Here is a 21,289-nt window from a genome sequence, read left to right on the forward strand (position 1 = left end):
CCATTCCTTAAGCCAGATTAATCACGGCGGCGCCGAACGCCTCCGTCGCTGTCGTATGCCGGAACCAGGCGAGTTCGCGATGCAGCCCGACCACCTCGCCCACCACCAGCAGGGCAGGCATCGGTGCGGCTTTCGCCAGTTCCTCAAGTTGTTCTAATGTGCCGGTAGCAACGTGTTGATCCACGCGCGTACCGCGGGAAATCACCGCTACCGGCGTGGTTTTGTCCCGCCCGTGGGTAATCAACTGTTCGCTGATTTCGGCTGCCTTCATCGTGCCCATATAAATCGCCAGCGTCTGGCGGCTCTGCGCCAGTTGCGACCAGTCAAACGGCGCGCTGTCGGCTTTATAATGGCCGGTAACAAAAGTAACGCTCTGGGCAAAATCCCGGTGCGTCAGCGGGATGCCGGCATAGGCTGTCGCACCCGATGCTGCCGTAACGCCCGGCACCACCTGGAAGGGAATGCCCGCTACAGCCGCCGCCTGCAGCTCTTCGCCGCCGCGTCCAAAGATAAACGGATCGCCACCTTTCAGGCGCACCACCGTTCTCCCCTCGCGCGCCGCGTCCACCAACATGCGGTTGGTATCATGCTGCGCCACCGCGTGCGAACCAGCGCGTTTGCCAACGCAGATTTTCTCTGCGTCCCGCCGCACCAGTTCCAGCACCGCATCACTCACGAGGTGGTCATAAAACACGACGTCTGCCTGCTGGATAACCTGCAAACCCCGCAACGTCAGCAATCCGGCATCGCCTGGCCCGGCACCAACAAGAATGATTTCACCGCCCCCGGAACCCGGTTGCGCTAACTCTGCTTCCAGCGCTTTTTCCGCTGCCGGTTCGTCGCCCGCCGCCATCAGGCTGGCAAAACGCCCGCGAAAAGCCGTTTCCCAAAAACGACGCCGCTCATCGGTAGTACGACGAAACGCCTTGATGCGTGTCCGCCAGCGCCCGGCAACTTCCGCCATGCGCCCGAGATTACCCGGCAGCAGCGCTTCAATCTTTTCACGCAGTAACCGCGCCAGCACCGGCGCGTTACCGCCAGAAGAGATGGCAACCAGTAACGGTGAACGATCCACAATCGACGGGAAAATAAAGGAGCACAGCGGTTGGTCATCGACAACATTCACCAGCCGATGACGCGCATTGGCGGCGTCAAACACCCGGCGGTTCAGCGCCGAATCGTTGGTCGCGGCAATTACCAGGAAAACCGCGTCCAGCTGTGATTCGTCAAACTCGGTAGCCAGCCAGTGAAGAGATTGCGCATCGGCAAGTTGCTGCAACTGCGGCTCCAGCCGTTGCGCCACTACCTGCACATGTGCGCCAGCGCGACGCAAAAAAGCAATCTTGCGCGCGGCGATTTCGCCGCCGCCAATCACTAAAACGGGGCGGTCTTTTACAGCAGCAAATAACGGCAGGTAATCCACAACGCGGTAACTCACTCAAGGCCAGCAATAGAGGGACTATAGGGGGCGGTTTAGAACGAATGAAATTACGAATTGGAATGAGTAGTTCCTCAAAGGAATAACGCTTGTGCAAAGCAAATATCAAAAAGTGCTTAACATCAACATTTTCGGAAGGTTAAGAAGAAATGAAATTGTGTAAAGCGGGTCACAGTTTCATACTAAGCGCGGTAAAAATTCTGCTGCTTAAAGGACTCCCTATGTTTTCCGCATTGCGCCTCCGTACCGCTGCCCTGGCGCTCGGCGTATGCTTTATCCTCCCGGTTTCTGCCCGGACCTCTCAACCCGGCGACTTTGCAACTGAGCAGGCTCGTCACATTGCCACCCTGTTCCCGGGACGAATGACCGGCACCCCCGCTGAAATGCTCTCTGCGGATTACGTTCAGCAACAATTTGAACAAATGGGCTACCAGAGCGATATCCGTAAATTCAAAACCCGTTACCGCTATACGGCGAAAGATAACCAGCAGAACTGGCAAAACGTTACCGGCAGCACGGTGATTGCCGCGCATGAAGGCAAACTGCCGCAGCAGATCATTATTATGGCGCACCTCGATACCTACGCACCGCGCAGCGATGCGGATGTCGACAATAACCTCGGCGGTTTAACGCTGCAGGGTATAGATGATAACGCGGCGGCTGTAGGCGTGATGCTGGAACTGGCGCAAGCGCTGAAGCAGACGCCAACGCAATACGGTATTCGTTTTGTCGCCACCAGCGGCGAAGAGGAAGGCCAGCTTGGCGCAGAGAGTTATCTTGCGCGAATGAGCGAAAAAGAGCGCAAAAATACGCTGCTGGTGATCAATATGAATAACCTGATCGTCGGCGACAAGCTCTACTTTAGCAGCGGGAAAAACACCCCGGCTTCAGTGCGCAAACTGACGCGGGATCGGGCACTGGCCATTGCCCGTTCGCACGGCATTCAGGCGCTGAGCGCCCCGGTCACAGCCACCAAAAGCAACCACAGCGCTAATGATGCGCAGGTGTTTGATCAGGCCTCTATTCCGGTGCTGTCGGTGGAAGCGACAAACTGGTCTCTGGGTCTGAAAGACGGCAACCAGCAGCGCGCCAAATCCAAAACCTTCCCGGAAGGCGTAAGCCTCCATAATGCCCGGCTGGATAACCAGCAGTATATCGATCAGGCATTGCCGGGACGCATTGAGCGCCGCAGCCGCGACGTGGTGCGCATCATGCTGCCGCTGGTGAGCGAACTGGCGAAAACCACCAAAAATTAACGCCAGCATGGCTGGTGTTATCTTGCAACTCCCCCGAACCCGACCGGTGTGCAAAAACCGAAACGAAAAGATTTTTGCACACTTCCGGGTTCAGCAGAAGTGATCAACCGGCGGCTAGCGTTCGTCGCGTCGCCCGCCTACCGCAGCCCACATTCTGCGCACATGTACCGTCACTTCTTCACGGTCATGATAGAGCTGCCGCGCCTGAATCTGCGCGGCAACGTTATGCTCATCCAGTTGCGCCTGAATATACGCCAGGTTGTTCGACACCTCTTCGTAACGCTTTTTCATCGGCAGCTTGAGGTTGAAAATGGTTTCCCGGCACCAGCCATTAGTCAGCCACTGCGCCATCAGCGCGGCGACTTTCGCCGGTTTCTCCACCATGTCGCACACCATCCATGAGATGTTGTTGCGGTTCGGTCGATAGCGGAAACCATCTTCACGCAGCCAGGTCACCTGGCCGGTATCCATCAGGCTTTGCGCCATCGGGCCGTTATCCACCGACGCTACCCACATGTTGCGTTTCACCAGCTGATAGGTCCAACCGCCAGGGCATGCACCGAGATCCACCGCGTACATTCCATTTGCCAGGCGCTCGTCCCACTCATCTGCCGGAATAAAAACGTGAAACGCCTCTTCCAGTTTCAACGTTGAACGGCTTGGCGCATCGGACGGAAACTTCAGGCGCGGGATGCCCATATAGAACGGCGAGTTGTTAAAGGAGTACGAATAACCGGTGTAGCAACAACCCGGCGCAATAAAAAACACGTGAACGACCGGACGCTTCGCTGAATCACTACGCGCCAGGATGCCCGCTTCACGCAGCGCGCTGCGCAGCGGAACGGTAAACTTGCGGCAGAACTTCATCAGCTCTTTGCTTTCGTTGGTATCGGCCACTTCCACACGCAAATCGCCGCCTTTATCCACGACGCCCTGCAGCATGCCGACGATCGGCGTAATGCGATCTTCCTGCGGTAAGTCGCGCAGCAGCTCGCCGACGACAAACATCTGGCGGGCAAAAATCAGCGAACTGAACGGCAGCTCGCGCGCCAGTTTGTCGGCGTCGTCTTGCTGGTAGCATTCAAACACAACGTAACCCGCGTTCTCTTTCACACGCGCGAAACCGAACACCTCAAGGCGACCGGCTTTATCGGTAATTTCTGCTGCGCACTCTTTCTCAAAACCCGGGCGGCACAGCAATACCACTTTATTCATGAACAACGCCCCTACGTTTCAGACGAATTGCGCCAACTAACATTAATGCCCAGCCGATGAGAAAACAGACGCCACCGACCGGCGTAACAAACGCCCACAGGCGTAAATGTGAGAGCGCCAGGCAATAAAGGCTGCCGCTAAACAACACGGTGCCGAACGCCAAAAAAACGCTGCTCCAGTAAAACCAGATGCTGATGCGGCGCTGCATCGCCACCGCCAGCCCAAGCACCGCGAGCGTGTGGAACGCCTGATATTCGAGCCCGGTCTGGATCCAACTCATCTCCACCACGCCCAAAGATTTACGTAACACGTGCGCGCCGAAAGCGCCCAGCGCGACAAACACAAAACCGCTTACCGCGGCAAAAATCAGCATAAAACGGCTGGTCATGTGAGTACCCTAAAAGTCATACGCGCCATACGCGCGCGAATTATTGTTCGTAACGGAAACGGAACTTTTCCTGTTCGCTGGCCGCTTTTGCCAGGATCCACTGACGAAAGGCGGCTATTTTACCCAGTTCTGCCTGGCTGTCATGACAAACCAGATAAAACGCGTTCTTACTGACCAGAACATCATTAAACGGGCAGACCAGACGACCTGCCTCAATTTCGGACTGCGCCATTACATTGTTGGCCAGTGCGATCCCCTGTCCGTGGATAGCGGCCTGCAGCACCATAGAGCTGTGGCTGAAAATAGGTCCCTGCTGAACATTAAGATTAAGACCTAACTGGCGCGTATAAGTTTGCCAGTCGCGCCGGGAAGCGTCATGCAGCAAGGTGTGATGCGCCAGATCTTCAGGCTTTTTCAATGCTTTATCGCCAGTGAGTAATAATGGCGAGCAGACGGGTAGCAAGTATTCTGCGTACAATTTTTCAACACGCAGCCCAGGCCAGTTGCCGCGACCGTAAAAAATCGCCACGTCGACATCGTCCGCCAGTTTGTCCTCTTCGCGGTCAACCGCCTGGATGCGCACGTCGATTCCCGGATAAGCTGAGTTAAAGCTAGAGAGCCTCGGCACCAACCATTGAATGGCAAAACTGGGCAATAAACTAACAGTGAGCGCGCCTTTTGCACTGCGTGCTTGTAGTTTTCGCGTGGCCTCATTGAGCTGGGAAAATATCTCTTTGATATCCTGAAAATAACTCTGGCCTTCCTCGGTAAGCAGCAGCGAACGGTTGCGTCGACGGAACAGTTTCAGCCCGAGAAAATCCTCGAGAGACTTGATTTGGTGGCTTACTGCGGCCTGCGTCACAAAAAGCTCATCGGCGGCGCGCGTAAAACTCAGATGGCGGGCAGCGGCATCAAAAACACGTAATGCATTTAGTGGTGGTAATCGCTTGGACATGGTTATCAGGCTTAGATGTAAAGGCAATTTAACAAACAGGAAACAGTGTTTAACCTATTAGTTTTTTTTATCTGAGCCATTATAAATTGTCCGTTGAGCTTCTACCAGCAAATACCTATAGTGGCGGCACTTCCTGAGCCGGAACGAGAAGCTTTTTTTGGAATGTGTGTTCTGAAGGGCTTTTGGCTTACGGTTGTGATGTTGTGTTGTTGTGTTTGCAATTTGGTCTGCTATTCAGACCCCGGTAGCGACGCTACCCCTTTTTCACTTCCTGTACATTTACCCTGTCTGTCCATAGTGATTAATGTAGCACCGCAAGATTGCGGTGCTTTTTTTTACCTGAAATCAGGGTTATTTATCCAGCGCGACCATCTCTTTAACGTCGGTACGGTTGATCTGTTGCTCATTACCGTTGGCGTCTTTATAAGAGATCATGCCGGTCTGATCGTCGGTTTTCGGTTTACCTTCCGAAATAATCGTACGACCATCGTTGGTGTGTAATGCATAGTTCGGGCTGGAACAAGCGCTCAGGGCAAAAGCAAAAGCACATGCAGAAATAATTGCGGCAGCCTTTTTCATCTTCTTCTCCTTCTGGCAATTAATGCTGTGAAATACTCTTCACGGAAGAGTCTCGAACGATTAACTAACACTATTCAGCATAACCTGCTTACCGGACTCTGCCAGGACAAACAGACAATTCCGATGGTTATCAACTGCCTTGCTACGACCGAAAAATTGCGCGACGATCTGAGTAATTAGATGAGGAATCGCATGAACGCATTTAACCCAGCGCACTTTCGCGCGCAGTTTCCGGCGCTTGCCGATGCGGGCGTCTATCTCGACAGCGCCGCTACCGCCCTGAAGCCGCAAGCCGTGATTGACGCCACGCAACAGTTCTACAGCCTGAGCGCTGGCAACGTGCATCGCAGCCAGTTCGCGCAGGCGCAACAGCTCACCGCCCGTTATGAAGCGGCGCGCGAACAGGTTGCCGCCCTCCTTAACGCGCCCTCCGGGAAAAATATCGTCTGGACGCGCGGCACCACAGAAGCCATTAATATGGTCGCGCAATGCTACGCCCGCCCGCGTCTGCAAGCCGGGGATGAAATCCTCGTCAGTGAAGCGGAACACCACGCGAACCTGGTGCCGTGGCTGATGGTCGCGCAGCAGACCGGCGCAAAAGTGGTGAAATTACCGCTGGGGGCCGACCACTTACCGGATATCGCGCAGTTACCACAATTAATTACTCCACGTAGCCGGATTCTGGCGCTCGGACAGATGTCCAACGTCACCGGTGGCTGCCCGGATCTGGAACGCGCCATTACCCTGGCGCATGCGGCAGGCATGATCGTGGTGGTTGACGGCGCACAAGGCGTGGTGCATTTCCCGGCGAACGTTCAGCGTCTGGATATCGATTTTTACGCCTTCTCTGGCCACAAGCTGTATGGACCAAATGGCATCGGTGCGCTGTACGGCAAAGCGGAACTGCTCAATGAAATGACACCGTGGCTCGGCGGCGGCAAGATGATTACCGAAGTGACGTTTGATGGCTTCACCACGCAACCGGTGCCGTACAAGCTGGAAGCCGGGACGCCTAACGTCGCAGGGGTGATTGGTTTAAGCGCCGCGCTTGAGTGGCTGGACACGATGGATATTGTCCAGGCGGAGAGCTACAGCCGTGGGTTAGCCACGCTTGCGGAGGAGCAACTGGCGCAGCGTCCGGGTTTCCGTTCTTTCCGCTGCCAGGATTCCAGCCTGTTGGCTTTCGATTTCGACGGCATTCACCACAGCGATATGGTGACGCTCCTTGCCGGTTACGGTATCGCGCTGCGCGCCGGGCAACACTGCGCGCAACCATTGCTAGCGGCACTGGGGGTCAGTGGTACGCTGCGCGCTTCATTTGCCCCATACAATACGCAACACGATGTTGATGCGCTGATAGTCGCTGTTGATCGCGCACTCGACATTCTGGGGGATGCATGACCAGCCCAGCTTTTGCCGGACATCCGTTCGGCACGGTGATAACCGAAGAGACGCTGTGCCAGACATTTAGCGCACTTAACCAGTGGGAAGAGAAGTACCGCCAGTTGATCCTGCTCGGCAAACAACTGCCTGCGGCGACGGACGAATTAAAAGCGCAGGCGCGGGAAATTCCCGGCTGTGAAAATCGTGTCTGGCTGGGTTCCACGCTCGGCGTGGACGGAAAAATGCACTTTTTTGGCGACAGTGAAGGCCGCATCGTACGCGGGTTGCTGGCAGTCCTGCTTACCGCCGTAGAAGGCAAAACCCCGCAAACGCTGGTGGAAAACGATCCGCTGGCGCTGTTTGATGAGCTGGGCTTACGCGCCCAGCTTAGCGCGTCACGTAGCCAGGGGCTGGCGGCGCTGGCCGCCGCCGTGCAGGAAGCAGCCCGTCAGGCGCTGGCCTGACGTTCCGCCTTCGCCATCAGTTTTTTCAGAGCATGGGAGACCGCGATAAAGCCAAACGTCGCGGTCACCATGGTCGCCGCACCGAAACCGGCGGCGCAATCCATGCGTTTTGGCCCTTCCGCCGTGCTTTTCATCGCACACACCGAGCCATCCGCCTGCGGGTAAACCAGCGCTTCGGTGGAAAACACGCAATCCACGCCCAGCTTGCCTTTGCTGTTCTTGACTACGCCAAAATCGCTTTTTAAGCGCTCGCGCAGTTTCGCCGCCAGCGGATCCTGAATGGTTTTCGCCAGATCGCTCACCTGGATCTGGGTCGGATCGATCTGCCCACCTGCGCCACCGGTCGTTACCAGCGGGATCTTATTGCGTCGGCAGTAAGCAATGAGCGCCGCTTTTGGGCGCACGCTATCAATCGCATCAATCACATAGCTGTAATCACGGTTCATTAACTGTGCGACGTTATCGGCAGTGACAAAATCATCAACCACCGTCACCAGGCACTCCGGGTTTATCTGGCGAATACGCTCCGCCATCACCTCGGCTTTCGCCAGCCCCACATTTTCACGCAGCGCGTGGATTTGCCGGTTGGTGTTCGTCACGCAGACATCATCCATATCAATCAGCGTGATCGCACCAATACCGGTGCGCGCCAGCGCTTCTGCCGCCCACGAGCCGACACCGCCAATGCCCACCACGCAGATATGCGCGTCGGCAAACCACTGCAGCGCTTTTTCACCATACAACCGCGCGGTGCCGCCAAAGCGCTGGCGCCAGGCGTCACTGATTACTGCTGACATAAACAAACCTCAAGATGAAACGAAAGACCCTCTTCCGGAGCCGGAAGAGGGTGCGAGTGTAGCACACTCAGCCGCTGAACACGCCGCCGCCAGCGCCGGTTCCGGGGCGGTTTTCAACACCCAGACGCGGCCATAATGGTTGTACCATCCGGCGCGATGACCCGCATCCGGGCCAATGCCCTGATAAATATCGAAGTGCTGGCCTTTGATTGCGCCACCAACATCAAGCGCCACCATCAGGCGCAGCTCATATTTACCGTTGAACTTGCCGTTGTTATCAAGCTGCGGCACTTCCGCCAGCAGCGTCGTGCCCGGCGGAATAATCGACCGGTCGGAAGCGACAGACGCACGGCCAATCAACGGCACCGCGCTGGCACCTTTTACCGGTGCCCAGGATTGCGGTTTAAAGAAGACGAACGAGGCGTTCTCTTCCAGCAACGCGCGAACTTCCGCTTCACTGTGTTTTTCGCCCCATTCGCGAATCGCCTGCATCGACATATCTTCGCGCTTCACTTCACCACGATCGATCAGCACTTTGCCGATGCTGCGGTAAGCGTGGCCGTTTTTCCCGGCATAGCTGAAGAAGTTAAGCGGGCTGCCGTCGCCAAAATCGATATAGCCGCTGCCCTGCACATCCATAATGAAGTTGTCCATCAGCGAGTTGCTGTAGGCCAGCACATAACTGTCACTGAGCGCACCGGCGTAGATTTCCGCGCGGGATGGCAAGCGACCGCGTTTAGGCGGCATACGGTAGATGGGGTACTGGAACTCGCCCTGGCGGGTATGGCGCGCCTGCACAACTGGCGTGTAGTAACCGGTGAATTGCACGTTGCCATAGTTATCCGTGCCTTCCATTTGCCAGGCGTCGAGGCCAAACTGGCGCAAATTACGCGTATCGCCGCCGGACATCAGCCACGACTGAATAGCGTTATAGACGCCGCTCTGGCTGCCGTAGAGGCGCGGCGAGGCGCTGCGAATTTGATTAACCTGTTCGGAGAAATCTCCGGCGTTGATTGGCGCCCCTACGGCGTCAGGTTGATTGACCAGGGAAAAAGGCTGGGAAAATTTTCCGTCTTTATACTGTTGACCGCGATCGGTCGGTTTTGAAGAGCAGGCCGCGAGAATTGCCACCATTGCGCCTGTGAGTGCGAACTTAACCCAACGTCCTTTCATTATCTCTCATCTTCTGATTAACCCGGAGCGGGGTGAAGATAACAAACCCCACCCGCTAATGAAATGCGCTATCACTACCCGACGCTAATTTAGTGCAAAAAATAAACGGATTGTGTTGTTTTTACACATAATCCCGCCAATTATGCGATCCAGGCAAAAAAAAGGTTGCATCAAAACGTTTGCAGAGTATAGTGCGCATCCACGGACGCGGGGTGGAGCAGCCTGGTAGCTCGTCGGGCTCATAACCCGAAGGTCGTCGGTTCAAATCCGGCCCCCGCAACCAATTAAAATGTGAAGAAAAAAGTTTACATGACGGAAGTGTAAACAAGACGGACGCGGGGTGGAGCAGCCTGGTAGCTCGTCGGGCTCATAACCCGAAGGTCGTCGGTTCAAATCCGGCCCCCGCAACCAACACAATAAACACCTTAACGGGTGTTTTTTTGTTTCTGTGGTTCGCAAAAAAAATGGCGCTGTTCAGCGCCACTCTGTTATCCCCTTCTCGCCAGCGTCGCGCCATCCGCGAAGTAGGCTTTAATCCCTGCCAGAATCGACTCTGCCACTTCCTGCTGGAATTTCGCCGTCTTCAGCTTACGCTCCTCTTCCACGTTACTGATAAACGCGGTCTCCACCAGAATTGACGGAATGTCCGGCGCTTTCAGCACCGCGAAGCCGGCCTGTTCAACCTGGTTTTTATGCAGGTTATTAATATTGCCAAGTTTATTGAGCACCGCTTTGCCAAACTTCAGGCTGTCGTTAATGGTTAACGACTGCACCATATCGAACATGGTGTGATCCAGATAGCGATCGCCGCTCTTGCTCACCCCACCGATTAAGTCGGACGCGTTCTGCGTTTCCGCCAGATATTTCGCGGCGGTACTGGTCGCCCCTTTGGTCGACAGCGCAAAGACAGAAGAACCGCTCGGCTGGCGGCTGCTGAAAGCATCAGCGTGAATCGACACAAACAGGTCAGCGCGCTGTTTCTGCGCCTTGGCTACGCGCACTTTCAACGGAATAAACACATCCTCGTTGCGCGTCATATAGGCTTTCATATTGCTCTCTTTCTCGATCAGCGCATGCAGCCGACGCGCGATTTGCAGCACCACATCTTTTTCCCGGGTGCGATATTTCCCCATCGCCCCCGGATCTTCACCGCCGTGACCAGGATCGAGCATGATCACAATTGGCCTGTCACGCCCGGCTTTCCCCGGCTTCGGGCCGCTCTCTGCGGGCGGCACCTGCTGCTCAAGATCGCCTTTGTTGTACTCTTCAAGCAGCGCCAGCAGCGGGTCCTGCACATCTTTCGCATTGGCCGGGTAGAGATCCATCACCAGACGTTCTTTAAAACCGGCCACCGGCGCCAGCGCGAACAGCTGCGGCTTCACGTCCTGTTTCAGCTCAAACACCATGCGCACGGTCTGCGGATCGAACTGCCCTACCCGCGCGGATTTGATATAAGGATCGTCGCCACGGATCTGCGCGCCCATGCCTTTTAACACGGAGTTCAGATGCACACCTTCAAGATCCACCACCAGCCGGTCGGGATTACTCAACGCGAACTGCTTATATTTGACGACATGGTTCGATTCCACCGTCACGCGCGTATAGCTTGACGCTGGCCAGACGCGAACCGCCACCACCTGGCTGACTGCGGCCAAACCAATTTGGCTCACGCTTAATAACCACATGGCCCCCGCGCCTTTTAAAAATCTGCGGCGGCTCAGCGCTGATTGACTTCCCGACATGCTTCTCCCGAGCAATTTTTATCTACGTAATAATATTCGTCAAAATTGACGGAAAACTTTAACGAATGATGCATAAACTGTCATCTATTAAAGGGTAAACATATGTCTGCCCGCGGGCTGCGGCGAGGAACATTTGTTATACGACAGCAAAATTTGCACTTGCACGCGGCGGCAGAAAAGAATAAAAATACACAATTTACGAATAATCATGCATTGAGGACAGGCCGTGGTAAAAGAGCGTAGAACCGAACTGGTGCAGGGATTTCGCCACTCCGTTCCCTATATTAATGCCCACCGTGGCAAGACATTTGTCATTATGCTCGGCGGTGAAGCCATTGAGCATGAAAACTTTTCCAGTATTGTCAATGACATCGGCCTGCTTCATAGCCTGGGTATCCGGCTGGTGGTGGTCTACGGCGCGCGTCCGCAGATCGACGCGAATCTCGCCGAACACAACCATGAGCCGATTTACCACAAACATACCCGCGTTACCGACGCGAAAACCCTTGAGCTGGTTAAGCAAGCCGCCGGGTTGTTGCAACTGGATATCACCGCACGTTTGTCGATGAGCCTCAACAATACGCCGCTCCAAGGCGCGCATATTAATGTCGTTAGCGGCAATTTTATTATCTCTCAGCCTCTGGGCGTGGATGATGGTGTCGACTACTGCCACAGCGGCCGTATTCGTCGTATTGATGAAGAGGCGATTAACCGCCAGCTTGCCAGCGGCGCGATTGTGCTGATGGGGCCGGTGGCAGTTTCGGTCACTGGCGAAAGTTTTAATCTGACCTCGGAAGAGATTGCCACTCAGCTTGCGATCAAACTGAAAGCGGAAAAGATGATCGGATTTTGTTCGTCGCAAGGTGTGATGAATGATGAAGGCGAAATTGTTTCTGAGCTGTTCCCAAATGAAGCGCAGGCGCGCGTCGAGACGCTGGAAGCACGTGGCGATTACCACTCCGGCACCGTACGTTTCCTGCGTGGCGCGGTCAAAGCCTGCCGCAGCGGTGTGCGCCGCAGCCATTTAATCAGCTACCAGGAAGACGGCGCGCTGTTGCAGGAACTCTTCTCACGCGACGGTATCGGTACGCAAATTGTGATGGAAAGCGCCGAGCAGATCCGCCGCGCCACTATCAACGATATCGGCGGGATCCTGGAACTTATCCGCCCGCTGGAACAGCAAGGGATCCTGGTACGCCGCTCGCGCGAACAACTGGAGATGGAGATCGACAAGTTCACGATCATCGAGCGCGATAACCTGACCATCGCCTGTGCGGCGCTTTACCCTTTCCCGGAAGAGAAAATTGGGGAGATGGCCTGTGTCGCGGTTCATCCCGATTACCGCAGCTCATCGCGCGGCGAAGTGCTGCTGGAGCGCATTGCCGCTCAGGCGAAGCAAATGGGGTTGAGCAAACTGTTTGTGCTGACCACCCGCAGCATTCACTGGTTCCAGGAGCGCGGTTTCACGCCAGTGGATATTGATTCCCTGCCGGAAACCAAAAAAGAGATGTACAACTACCAGCGCCGGTCAAAAGTGCTGATGGCCGATCTCACCTGAGCTTTCGCCCCCGCCTTCTGCGGGGGCTTTTTACATCCAGGAACGAAAGAGTGAATCCAGCCCGCTGCGCCGTTCAGTGCGCGTCGCGATCGCCTGCCCCAGCACGCGTTCGTCGGCATACACCGACAAGCGATTACGGGCGCGAGTAATCGCGGTATAAACCAGTTCACGCGTCACCACCGGTGCAATCTGCCCCGGAAGGATCAGCGCGGCATGATCAAACTCCGACCCCTGCGATTTATGCACCGTCATCGCCCACGCGGTGTCATGCTCCGGCAAACGGCTTGGCAATACCGGTTTGATTTCACCGTCCGGCATCGGGAACCAGACGCGGATCCCCTGCCCTTGATCCAGCGCGATGCCGATATCGCCGTTAAACAACCCCAGCGCCGAATCGTTACGCGAAATCATTACCGGTCGCCCGTGATACCAGCGCGAATGCGCCAGCCGGGTAATCTGGTGCTGACGAACCAGCGCCAGTTCAAGCCGCTCATTCAGCCCGCTGACGCCAAACGGCCCTTCACGCAAGGCGCAGAGCAGCTGATATTCGCCAAAGGCGGCAATCACCTCTTTCGGCCCGGCGTGGCTTCGCACCAATGAGAGAAAGCGCGCGTAACCCGCCAGCGCATCGTCAATCATGCCCTGATACTCTTCCGCGCTGTTCAGGGGTTTACGCTCAATGTCCGCAAAGCCCTGGCTGAATACCGCTTGCATCGCGCGTTTATCGCCCCGGTTGACGGCGGCGGCGAGCTGGCCAATCCCGGAATCACTGCCAAAGCGGTAGCTTTTTTGCAGCAAACAGAGACTATCGCGCAAGCTGCCTGCCTCGGCGATACCTTCGGGAACCTGAGCGCCCGTCAGACGCGACAATTGCGCTGCGCGTTCAGCGCTATACCCGGCATTGACCCACGCGCAGATATCGCCCAGCACCGCGCCGGCCTCCACCGAGGCCAGTTGATCGCGATCGCCGAGGAAAATGACCCGGGCGCGTGAAGGCAGCGCATCAATCAAGCGGGACATCATGGGTAAGTCGATCATTGATGCTTCATCGACGACCAGCACATCCAGATGCAACGGGTTACCCGCATGGTGACGCATGCGCTGGCTGCCGGGCTGCGCGCCAAGCAACCGGTGCAGCGTGCTGGCTTCATCCGGCAACATCGCTTTTTGTCGGGCATCCAGTTGCAACTGGCGTAGCGCACTGCCCAGCGATTCGGTCAGGCGCGCGGCAGCTTTACCGGTTGGCGCGGCAAGGCAAATTCGGCACTTGTCGCCGTCCACCATCTGCACCAGCGCGGCAAGCAGTTTCGCCACGGTTGTGGTTTTGCCGGTTCCTGGACCACCGGAAATCACCGAAATCCGCCGCGTAAGCGCCACGGCAGCGGCCACTTTTTGCCAGTTGATTTCAGTTTCCGACGAGGAGGGAAATAGCGTCTCCAGCGTCTGCTCCATTCGCGTTTCATCAACATCCTGCAGTGGCGCTTGTGCGGCAAAAAACGCGGCAACCCGCCGCTCATGACACCACATGCGGTTCAGGTAGAGGCGAGAATCGGTGAGGATCATCGGCGTCGCGGCTTCACATTCGCTCACTGCGGGCGAACGCAGCAAGACGTTACGCCAGTCATCCGGGTTGCCCGCGAGGGCGAATAACTCGCTAAACAGCGGTGAGTCGTTACCGTATGTCTCAGGCGTAAGACGCGCGAGCGGCAGGCATACGTGCCCTTCACCAGTATCATGGCTGAGCAGCGCTGCAGCCAGCATCACGGCGGGTTCCTGTTCCGTGGCGACCGTCAGCGCAAACTGCACATCCAGCGCACGCAGCAACTTCTGCTCCACCGCTTCCTGTAGCAAACTTTGCATACTCATGGCGCAACCTCCGGCGCAACGCCTGCGAACAGGTCGTCCATTTGTGTAATTAATTCAACATCAGGCCGGATAGTGAAAATCCCCTGTTGTGGGTTTTGCGCATCCACGCCACGCAGGAACAGATAAATCACGCCGCCGAAATGGCGTTCGTAGTCATACCCTGTAATGCGATGACGCAAAAAGCGGTGCAATGCCAGGCTGTAAAGCTGGTACTGCAAGTCATAACGGTGCGACTGCATCGCCGCCGCCATGGCTGCTTGCGTATAGGCTTCTGCGCTCTCGCCCAGCCAGTTGGATTTGTAATCCAGCAGGTAATAGCGCCCGTTGTGGCGAAACACCAGGTCGATAAAGCCTTTCAACATGCCGCGCACATCGCGGAAATCGAGCGGCGGGCAGCCAGCCGAGAGCGGATCATAACGCCGGATAAGTTCATCCAGCGCCTCCGCGCTCAGCGTGGCGCTAATCGGCAGGTAAAACTCCATCTCCACCTGTTTTTCTTTGTTCGTCAGCTGGCTCAGCGAGATGCCTGTTTGCGCCAGCGGCACATGCAGCACGGTTTCCAGCCAGCGGCTTAGCACCGGCTGCCAGTGTGCTTCGTAACCGCCCGCCAGTAGTTTCTCTGCAACCCAGGTGTCAGCTATCGGCTGCGTAAAATCCAGATCCTCAAACAAGCTGTGCAAAAATGTCCCCGGTGCCGCGCCGCGCGGAAACTGATGCGGCGTTAATACCGGCTCCTGCAACGCTTCTCGCTCTCCGGCTGCGTCAATATCCAGACGCGGCAGCAGATCCTGAGCGATGCCATGAGCACGCTGCTGCAATCCGGAATAGCTGGTGACACGCCAGTCATCGCTGATGCGCCGCGTGATTTCACGCACGCTCAGCGTCGGTGGTTCCGTTTGCGGTAGCTGCCAGCGCCCGGCGTCCGGCAGAGAAGGAATGCAAAGGGCAATATCGTCATTGCACAGTTGCTGCAAAACGTTACGCAACGCGGCGGCATCCAGCGCTTCGCCTTTCTGCAAAAGCCGCCCCAGCGCGCTCTGGTGAAAATCACTGGCTCCGGCTTTTTCGCCACGGCGACGAAACAGCGGGGCAACCCCCAGGCTGCAATGCCAGACAGAACGCGTCAACGCCACGTACAGCAAACGCAGGTCTTCGGCCAGACGCTCTGCTTCCGCCAGCGCGACACTCTCTTCGGCATGGCTGAGATCGAGCACGGCGGCAAAGGAGTCACGATCGTGGTAAAAGCCCTGATCCTGAATGCGGAAATTGGCGATAAACGGCAGCCAGACCAGCGGATACTCCAGCCCTTTCGATTTGTGGATGGTGACAATCTGCACGAGGTGTTTATCGCTCTCCAGCCGCAATTGCTCGCTTGATGCATTAGCGTTCGGCTCGGCAATACGCTGCGCCAGCCAGCGGGTAAGTGCGTGTTCACTTTCCAGTTGCGTCCCCGCCTCCTGCAACAACTCGCTGATGTGCAGGATATCCGTCAGCCGTCGTTCACCGCCGGGGGTCGCCAGCAAGTTTTCCGCCACTTGTCGCGCACTCATCAGTCTGCGCAACATCGCCATCACACCGCGTTTTTGCCACAGCTCGCGATAGCCAGAAAACTCTTCAACAATCTCATCCCACGCCAGCTCATTCTGGTTGAGCGCATCAATATCCAGCGCAGTAAGCCCCAGCAAGGAGGTCGCCAGCGCACTGCGCAGCGTACTTTCGCGCTCCGGCGCCAGCACCGCCTGCAATAGCCACAGCAACTCCTGCGCTTCAGGTGTTTCAAAAACGCTGTCGCGGTTGGAAAGATACACAGACGGAATATTCAGTAACGTCAGCGCATCGCGAATAAGTGAGGCTTCATGGCGGCTGCGCACCAGCACGGTAATATCCGAGGCTTTTACCGGCCGCGCGTTTTCCCCTTCATACAGCAGCGCTTCGCCCCGCAGCCCGGCGCTCAGCCAGTCGCGGATTTGCGCTGCGCATAACTGCGCCATAAATCCCTGATAATCCCCGACGCTTACGCCGTCGCCCTCCATCAGCCACAGCTTCATCGCTGGCTGTGTTTCCCCCTGATACGCAAAACGTAAACCTGCGTTTTTGGCGGCGGGTTTTACCGGCTGGAACGGGATCTGACGGAACATGAAAGCGTCGTCCATCCGGCTGAAGAGCTGGTTGACGCTGGCAATCATGCCAGGCGACGAGCGCCAGTTGGTATCCAGCGTATAGCGGGCACTCACTTCATCGCGCGCTTTCATATACGTGAAAATATCCGCGCCGCGAAATGCGTAAATGGCCTGCTTTGGATCGCCAATCAGCAATAAACCGCAATCCGGCTGTTTCAACCAGATGCGGCTAAAAATACGGTACTGCTGCGGGTCGGTATCCTGAAACTCATCGATCATCGCAACCGGGAAACGGGTGCGGATTGCCGCGGCCAACGCTTCGCCGCTCGGGCTTCGCAGGGCATCATCAAGGCGGCTGAGCATGTCATCAAAGCCCAGTTCGCCGCGCCGACGTTTCTCTTTTGCCACCGTTTCACGAATCTCACGCATCGCGCTGGTCAGCACCAGATCGTTAAGCGTCAATGACTGCGCCAGCAAGTTTTCAATGGCGACGAAAAGCGGGTGTTCTGGCACAACGCCGTCAGGTTTTGTGCGTTCAGTAAGAAAGGACTGAGTGAATTTTTCCAGCGCGTCCGGCAACAGGTAACTGCGGGTCTCTTCCTGCGCCCAGGTGGAGATTTTCTCGATCCATTTCGCCTGGTTGCCACGGTTAAATTTACGTCGGTCAATACCGGAGTTTTCGAGCAGTGGCTCGATTTCATTGACGCAAGCGCTCCACTGACGCTTCACCTCACCAATCTGCGCAATAATTTGCTGATGGCGCGAGGCCAGCGTTTCGTCTGCTGCGGGCGGCGTTTTAATTTGCGGCGCTTCCCCTTGCAGATAACGATCGATCGCTTTCAGCAGATCCTGCGGTCCTTTCCACGAAGCATGGATAACTTCAGCAATTTCACGCGCTAGCGGGTAGCAGTGACGACGCCAGAAATCCGCACAGGCCTGGTAACGCAGCAGCGACTCATCTTCCAGCAGTTGCAGTTCAAACAGCATGCCGGATTCGAAGGCATTGAGGCTCAGCATGCGCTGGCAAAAACCGTGGATCGTAAAGATTGCCGCTTCGTCCATTTGCCGCTCTGCCAGCAGCAGCCACTGCGCCGCCTGTTGCTTATCGGCAATCTCGTCCAGCAGGCGTGCGTACAGCGGGTTATCGCTCGTTTCGCGCAGGCAAGCAATGCGCAACTCATGGATGTTACTGCGAATGCGGCCGCGCAGCTCTTCTGTCGCGGCCTCGGTGAAAGTCACCACCAGTAGTTCTTCAACGCTGAGTGGGCGCGGGTAGGCGGCGCTGCTGCCTAACCCTAATAGCAGCCGCAAATAGAGCGCGGCAATGGTAAAGGTTTTACCGGTACCCGCCGAGGCTTCAATCAGGCGCTCGCCGGTGAGCGGCAAGCGCAGGGGATCAAGGGTCTCAGCGGTCGTTTCTCTCATCTTTCTCGGTCATCTTCGGTAAGGTTTGCTGCAACGCGCTGGTGCTATCCCAGACCTTCCAGCCTTGCGGGCGGGCATAATCTGCTTTACCGCTCTGGCTACCGGAGATCTGCGACAGGATCGCCATACCTTGCGGCTCTACCACCGCCTGATGGAAGAAATCGGCAAGTTTTTGCGGCGTCAGCAGTTTTATCTGAGCGACTACTTTATCACGCGAATCGAAGCGCATATTGCCACGATCAAAATCTTTGCTGAGTTTGGAAGCTTCTTCACCTAACGTTTGCGGCGCTTGCGTAAGTTGCGCGATGACGCCCTGCTGAAGCTGCGCAAACTCTTCCGGCTTCATTGCCCGTAATTTCGCTTCTGCGGTGGGGAAGAAAGCCTTGTAGCGCTCCCAGAGATAGGCTGGCTGCTTATCATTGCTTTGCAACAAGAACCCCATACCCCACTGGCGACCTACGCTCATAGGGAAGGCGAACACGGCATAACCCAGTTGTTCTTCTGTACGCAGTTGGTTATAGAACCACGGCTGCACGATTTGCCCTAACATCGCGCTGTATGCCGAACTGCTGAACTCATCAAAACCGGTAGGTACGAACACCGCCGCGAGTGCGGAGTCCGTACTGTTGCCCGCTTTTTCAAAGCTCACATTCTGCTGCTTGTCCACCACGACGTTCTGGTTTCGGCACCACACCGTACCGTTAGCGCCAAGCTGTTTTTGCACGTCATGAGCGAGGTCTTTCGTCTGCTGTTCGCTCAGGTTACCCACCACCAGGAATTCCGGACGCGCATTATCTTTCAGCGCATCGCGGTAGTGCAAAATATCCTGCAAGGTAATAGACGGCAGCAGTGCGCGACGCTCTTCACGCTGGAAATAAGGCACCTGTGACAACATCTGGATCGGCATAATTGCCTGATCGAACGCTTTACCTTTTTCGGCAGAATCCATCATCTGCGCATACCAGGATTTGGCCTGGGCAAGCTGTTCTTCCGTCGGCGTATAGCTGAAATAACCCGCCAGCAGTGCCTGGAAAAGCTGCGGCAAACGCTGGGTATAACCGTTGGCGTTGAGCATCAACCCGTTATTGGCGTTGGTGGAAAAACTGATGCCACCGACCGCCGCCTGATTGCTGAGCTGATCGAGTGCCAGCCCCGCCAGATAATCATTAAGGGCAAATATCACCTGGTTTTTTGCGCTATCCATCGCCTGCGGGTTACGCAGCACCACGCTGACATCCGCTTTGGGCTCATTGGCGAAATACTGGCTTGGCATATACACCACGCGCAGCGTCGGCTCATCGACAATCAATTCAGGGTGTTCGTACTGCTTCGCCGGTTTTATCAGCGAGAAGTCATCGGGAATATAGGGATTTAACTCCGGGAATTTCAGCGCAATACGGCTCCGGCGCGTCTGCCAGTCGGCATAGGTTTCCGGCGTGATTTTATTCACCTGGTAAGGCGCTTCAACAAAATAGGCCGTTTTATTGTGTGGTTCATCCGGGCTGATGTACCAGATACGCGCATTTTGCGGCGTCATCTCATCAAGACGCGCCTGTACCGCTTTGGCATCGAACCGATCGGCAATGTTCACCGAATCCAGCGTATGGGCGACAGGTACGCGGATCATGGTATCCGCCAGCCACTCGACGTAATCCATATCGCGGGTAATAGAGGGATAGCGGAAATCGAGATCGAGAATATGTGCCAGCTCGTCGAAATAGCGTTTATCAACGCCTTTTTCGCGCAGCAGTTGCAGATAGCTGAAAATAGCAGCCACGACTTCATCACGATTGGCCTGGCCTTTATCGGTCAACGTTGCAGAGATGGCGAGCACGCCACTGTTGCCGTTCACTACCGGATCGGAATCACCGCGAATACCTTCTACCAACCCCTGACTTTGCAGCCAGTCCGAGAGCGTGCCCGGGCTGCGGTTACCAATTAAGTAGGTTATAAGCTCGTCCGTTTTACTGCGAAAAGCGGCGGTATTGTTATCGATACGAAATTCCACACGCAGCACTTTACGCGGCACCGCCGGGACATAATGGATAATGATGCCTTTCTGCGCATCGGTCACCACGGGAACCGTGATGTCCGGCTTGTCGATATTCTTATTCGGCACACGGCCATACGTTTCGACAGCAATTTTCGCCAGATCCGCTAATGGGCGGTTACTGTAGATCACCGCTTTCATCAGGTTGGCCGAATAGTATTTATCGCGAAATGCCAGCAGCGCGGCATGAACAGGGCTGCCCGGCTTATCGCTGAGGGTTTCGAGATTACCGCCGGAGAAGCGCGCGCCGGGGTGCGCCGGATTGATGGTTTCCGCGCTGACCTGCGCCATACGCATACCGTCACGCGTGCGGGCCATTGTCAGCTCGGCGTTGACCGCGTTGCGCTCACGTTCACCATATTTTTTATCCAGCATGGGGGCGGCAATGGCATCGGCTAAGCGATCAACAGCCCCTTCCAGCGCATTGTTCTCCACTTCCAGATAATAAGCGGTGCGATAAGGCGCGGTGCTGGCATTGTGGCTGCCGCCATGCAGTTTCAGGAATTCGGCCAGGCTATCGGGCTGAGGGTATTTTTTGGAACCCATCAGTGTCATGTGCTCAAGATAGTGAGCAAGGCCGGGATGCGCATCCGGATCTTCAAGCGAGCCGACCGGCACCACCAGCGCGGAGAGCGATTTTACCGCCTGCGCGTCGGACACCAGCAACACAACCATGCCGTTATCAAGGCGTATCGCCTGATATTGCCGGGTATCTTTGTCGCTCTTACGGATAGTTTCCTGAACAGGTTGCCAACCGTTGTCTGCCTGACTGAATGAAGCCCAGAGGGCAAAAAACAGGACGAAAGCTTTGAACCAGGTGCTGCGGGGCATTCACGAACCTCATCATTAACTTTTCCGGCTCGCCCAGGGAGAATGGAGA

General features: G+C 56.0%; 15 protein-coding genes and 2 tRNA genes. 6 read left to right on the top strand and 11 right to left on the bottom strand.

The features are described 5' to 3' along the window. Positions 1 to 7: 7 nt before the first annotated feature. Complete coding sequence (gene cysG / locus AAIG26_RS13735; RefSeq protein WP_343180933.1) at positions 8 to 1,423, bottom strand: siroheme synthase CysG; 1,416 nt, start codon at positions 1,421 to 1,423, stop codon at positions 8 to 10. Positions 1,424 to 1,659: 236 nt separating this feature from the next. On the opposite strand from cysG, the gene AAIG26_RS13740 reads away from it, so the two are divergent. Continuing rightward, positions 1,660 to 2,694, top strand: coding sequence for an aminopeptidase (locus AAIG26_RS13740; protein ID WP_343180747.1), 1,035 nt, complete (start codon positions 1,660 to 1,662; stop codon positions 2,692 to 2,694). 114 nt (positions 2,695 to 2,808) lie between these two features. Here AAIG26_RS13740 and rlmM read toward each other — a convergent pair whose 3' ends face one another. From rlmM to AAIG26_RS13760, 4 genes are all read right to left on the bottom strand, one after another. Further along, on the bottom strand, positions 2,809 to 3,909 hold the full coding sequence (rlmM, locus tag AAIG26_RS13745; protein ID WP_045514427.1) for a 23S rRNA (cytidine(2498)-2'-O)-methyltransferase RlmM: 1,101 nt from the start codon (positions 3,907 to 3,909) through the stop codon (positions 2,809 to 2,811). Further along, the gene (locus AAIG26_RS13750) at positions 3,902 to 4,297 is read right to left on the bottom strand and encodes a DUF423 domain-containing protein (protein WP_020455036.1); all 396 of its coding nucleotides are present in this window, start codon (positions 4,295 to 4,297) and stop codon (positions 3,902 to 3,904) included. Before AAIG26_RS13750 ends, rlmM begins: the two co-directional genes overlap by 8 nt. 40 nt (positions 4,298 to 4,337) lie before the next feature. Then, positions 4,338 to 5,252 carry a glycine cleavage system transcriptional regulator GcvA gene (gcvA, locus tag AAIG26_RS13755; RefSeq protein ID WP_017457703.1) on the bottom strand — a complete coding sequence of 305 codons (915 nt, stop codon included), beginning with the start codon at positions 5,250 to 5,252 and terminating at the stop codon, positions 4,338 to 4,340. A gap of 351 nt (positions 5,253 to 5,603) precedes the next feature. Continuing rightward, on the bottom strand, positions 5,604 to 5,831 hold the full coding sequence (locus AAIG26_RS13760) for a YgdI/YgdR family lipoprotein (RefSeq protein ID WP_020455037.1): 228 nt from the start codon (positions 5,829 to 5,831) through the stop codon (positions 5,604 to 5,606). 192 nt (positions 5,832 to 6,023) lie between these two features. On the opposite strand from AAIG26_RS13760, the gene csdA reads away from it, so the two are divergent. Both csdA and csdE read left to right on the top strand, forming a co-directional pair. Continuing rightward, a complete protein-coding gene (csdA, locus tag AAIG26_RS13765) occupies positions 6,024 to 7,232 on the top strand; it encodes a cysteine desulfurase CsdA (protein WP_020455038.1) in 1,209 nt (402 codons plus the stop codon). After that, positions 7,229 to 7,678, top strand: coding sequence for a cysteine desulfurase sulfur acceptor subunit CsdE (csdE, locus tag AAIG26_RS13770; protein WP_343180749.1), 450 nt, complete (start codon positions 7,229 to 7,231; stop codon positions 7,676 to 7,678). The genes csdA and csdE overlap by 4 nt, the downstream gene beginning before the upstream one ends. Here the strand turns inward: csdE and tcdA are convergent. Continuing rightward, entirely contained in the window at positions 7,663 to 8,475 is an 813-nt protein-coding gene (gene tcdA, locus AAIG26_RS13775; RefSeq protein WP_020455040.1) for a tRNA cyclic N6-threonylcarbamoyladenosine(37) synthase TcdA, read from the bottom strand. The two genes, csdE and tcdA, sit on opposite strands and share 16 nt — an antisense overlap. 9 nt (positions 8,476 to 8,484) lie before the next feature. Continuing rightward, on the bottom strand, positions 8,485 to 9,648 hold the full coding sequence (gene mltA, locus AAIG26_RS13780; RefSeq protein WP_343180750.1) for a murein transglycosylase A: 1,164 nt from the start codon (positions 9,646 to 9,648) through the stop codon (positions 8,485 to 8,487). 206 nt (positions 9,649 to 9,854) lie between these two features. Between mltA and AAIG26_RS13785 the strand changes: the two genes are divergently transcribed. Then, positions 9,855 to 9,931: transfer RNA gene (locus tag AAIG26_RS13785), tRNA-Met, on the top strand. A gap of 51 nt (positions 9,932 to 9,982) precedes the next feature. Next, positions 9,983 to 10,059 (top strand) — tRNA-Met (locus AAIG26_RS13790). A 77-nt stretch (positions 10,060 to 10,136) separates the two neighbouring features. Here the strand turns inward: AAIG26_RS13790 and amiC are convergent. Continuing rightward, positions 10,137 to 11,390, bottom strand: a complete 1,254-nt coding sequence (gene amiC, locus AAIG26_RS13795; protein ID WP_017457697.1) for an N-acetylmuramoyl-L-alanine amidase AmiC — start codon at positions 11,388 to 11,390, stop codon at positions 10,137 to 10,139. A 226-nt stretch (positions 11,391 to 11,616) separates the two neighbouring features. Between amiC and argA the strand changes: the two genes are divergently transcribed. Beyond that, positions 11,617 to 12,948 carry an amino-acid N-acetyltransferase gene (gene argA, locus AAIG26_RS13800; RefSeq protein WP_020455043.1) on the top strand — a complete coding sequence of 444 codons (1,332 nt, stop codon included), beginning with the start codon at positions 11,617 to 11,619 and terminating at the stop codon, positions 12,946 to 12,948. A gap of 30 nt (positions 12,949 to 12,978) precedes the next feature. On the opposite strand, the gene recD is transcribed toward argA, so the two are convergent. From recD to ptrA, 3 genes are read right to left on the bottom strand one after another with little or no spacing between them, the layout of a single operon-like run. Further along, positions 12,979 to 14,814: an exodeoxyribonuclease V subunit alpha gene (recD, locus tag AAIG26_RS13805; RefSeq protein ID WP_343180752.1), complete on the bottom strand. Its 1,836-nt coding sequence runs from the start codon at positions 14,812 to 14,814 to the stop codon at positions 12,979 to 12,981. Next, entirely contained in the window at positions 14,811 to 18,359 is a 3,549-nt protein-coding gene (gene recB / locus AAIG26_RS13810) for an exodeoxyribonuclease V subunit beta (RefSeq protein WP_343180753.1), read from the bottom strand. Before recB ends, recD begins: the two co-directional genes overlap by 4 nt. Then, on the bottom strand, positions 18,340 to 21,240 hold the full coding sequence (ptrA, locus tag AAIG26_RS13815; protein WP_343180754.1) for a pitrilysin: 2,901 nt from the start codon (positions 21,238 to 21,240) through the stop codon (positions 18,340 to 18,342). The genes recB and ptrA overlap by 20 nt, the downstream gene beginning before the upstream one ends. Positions 21,241 to 21,289 lie beyond the last annotated feature (49 nt).

It is taken from the genome of Kosakonia sp. PSU_27, from assembly GCF_039409795.1.
Lineage (GTDB): Bacteria > Pseudomonadota > Gammaproteobacteria > Enterobacterales > Enterobacteriaceae > Kosakonia.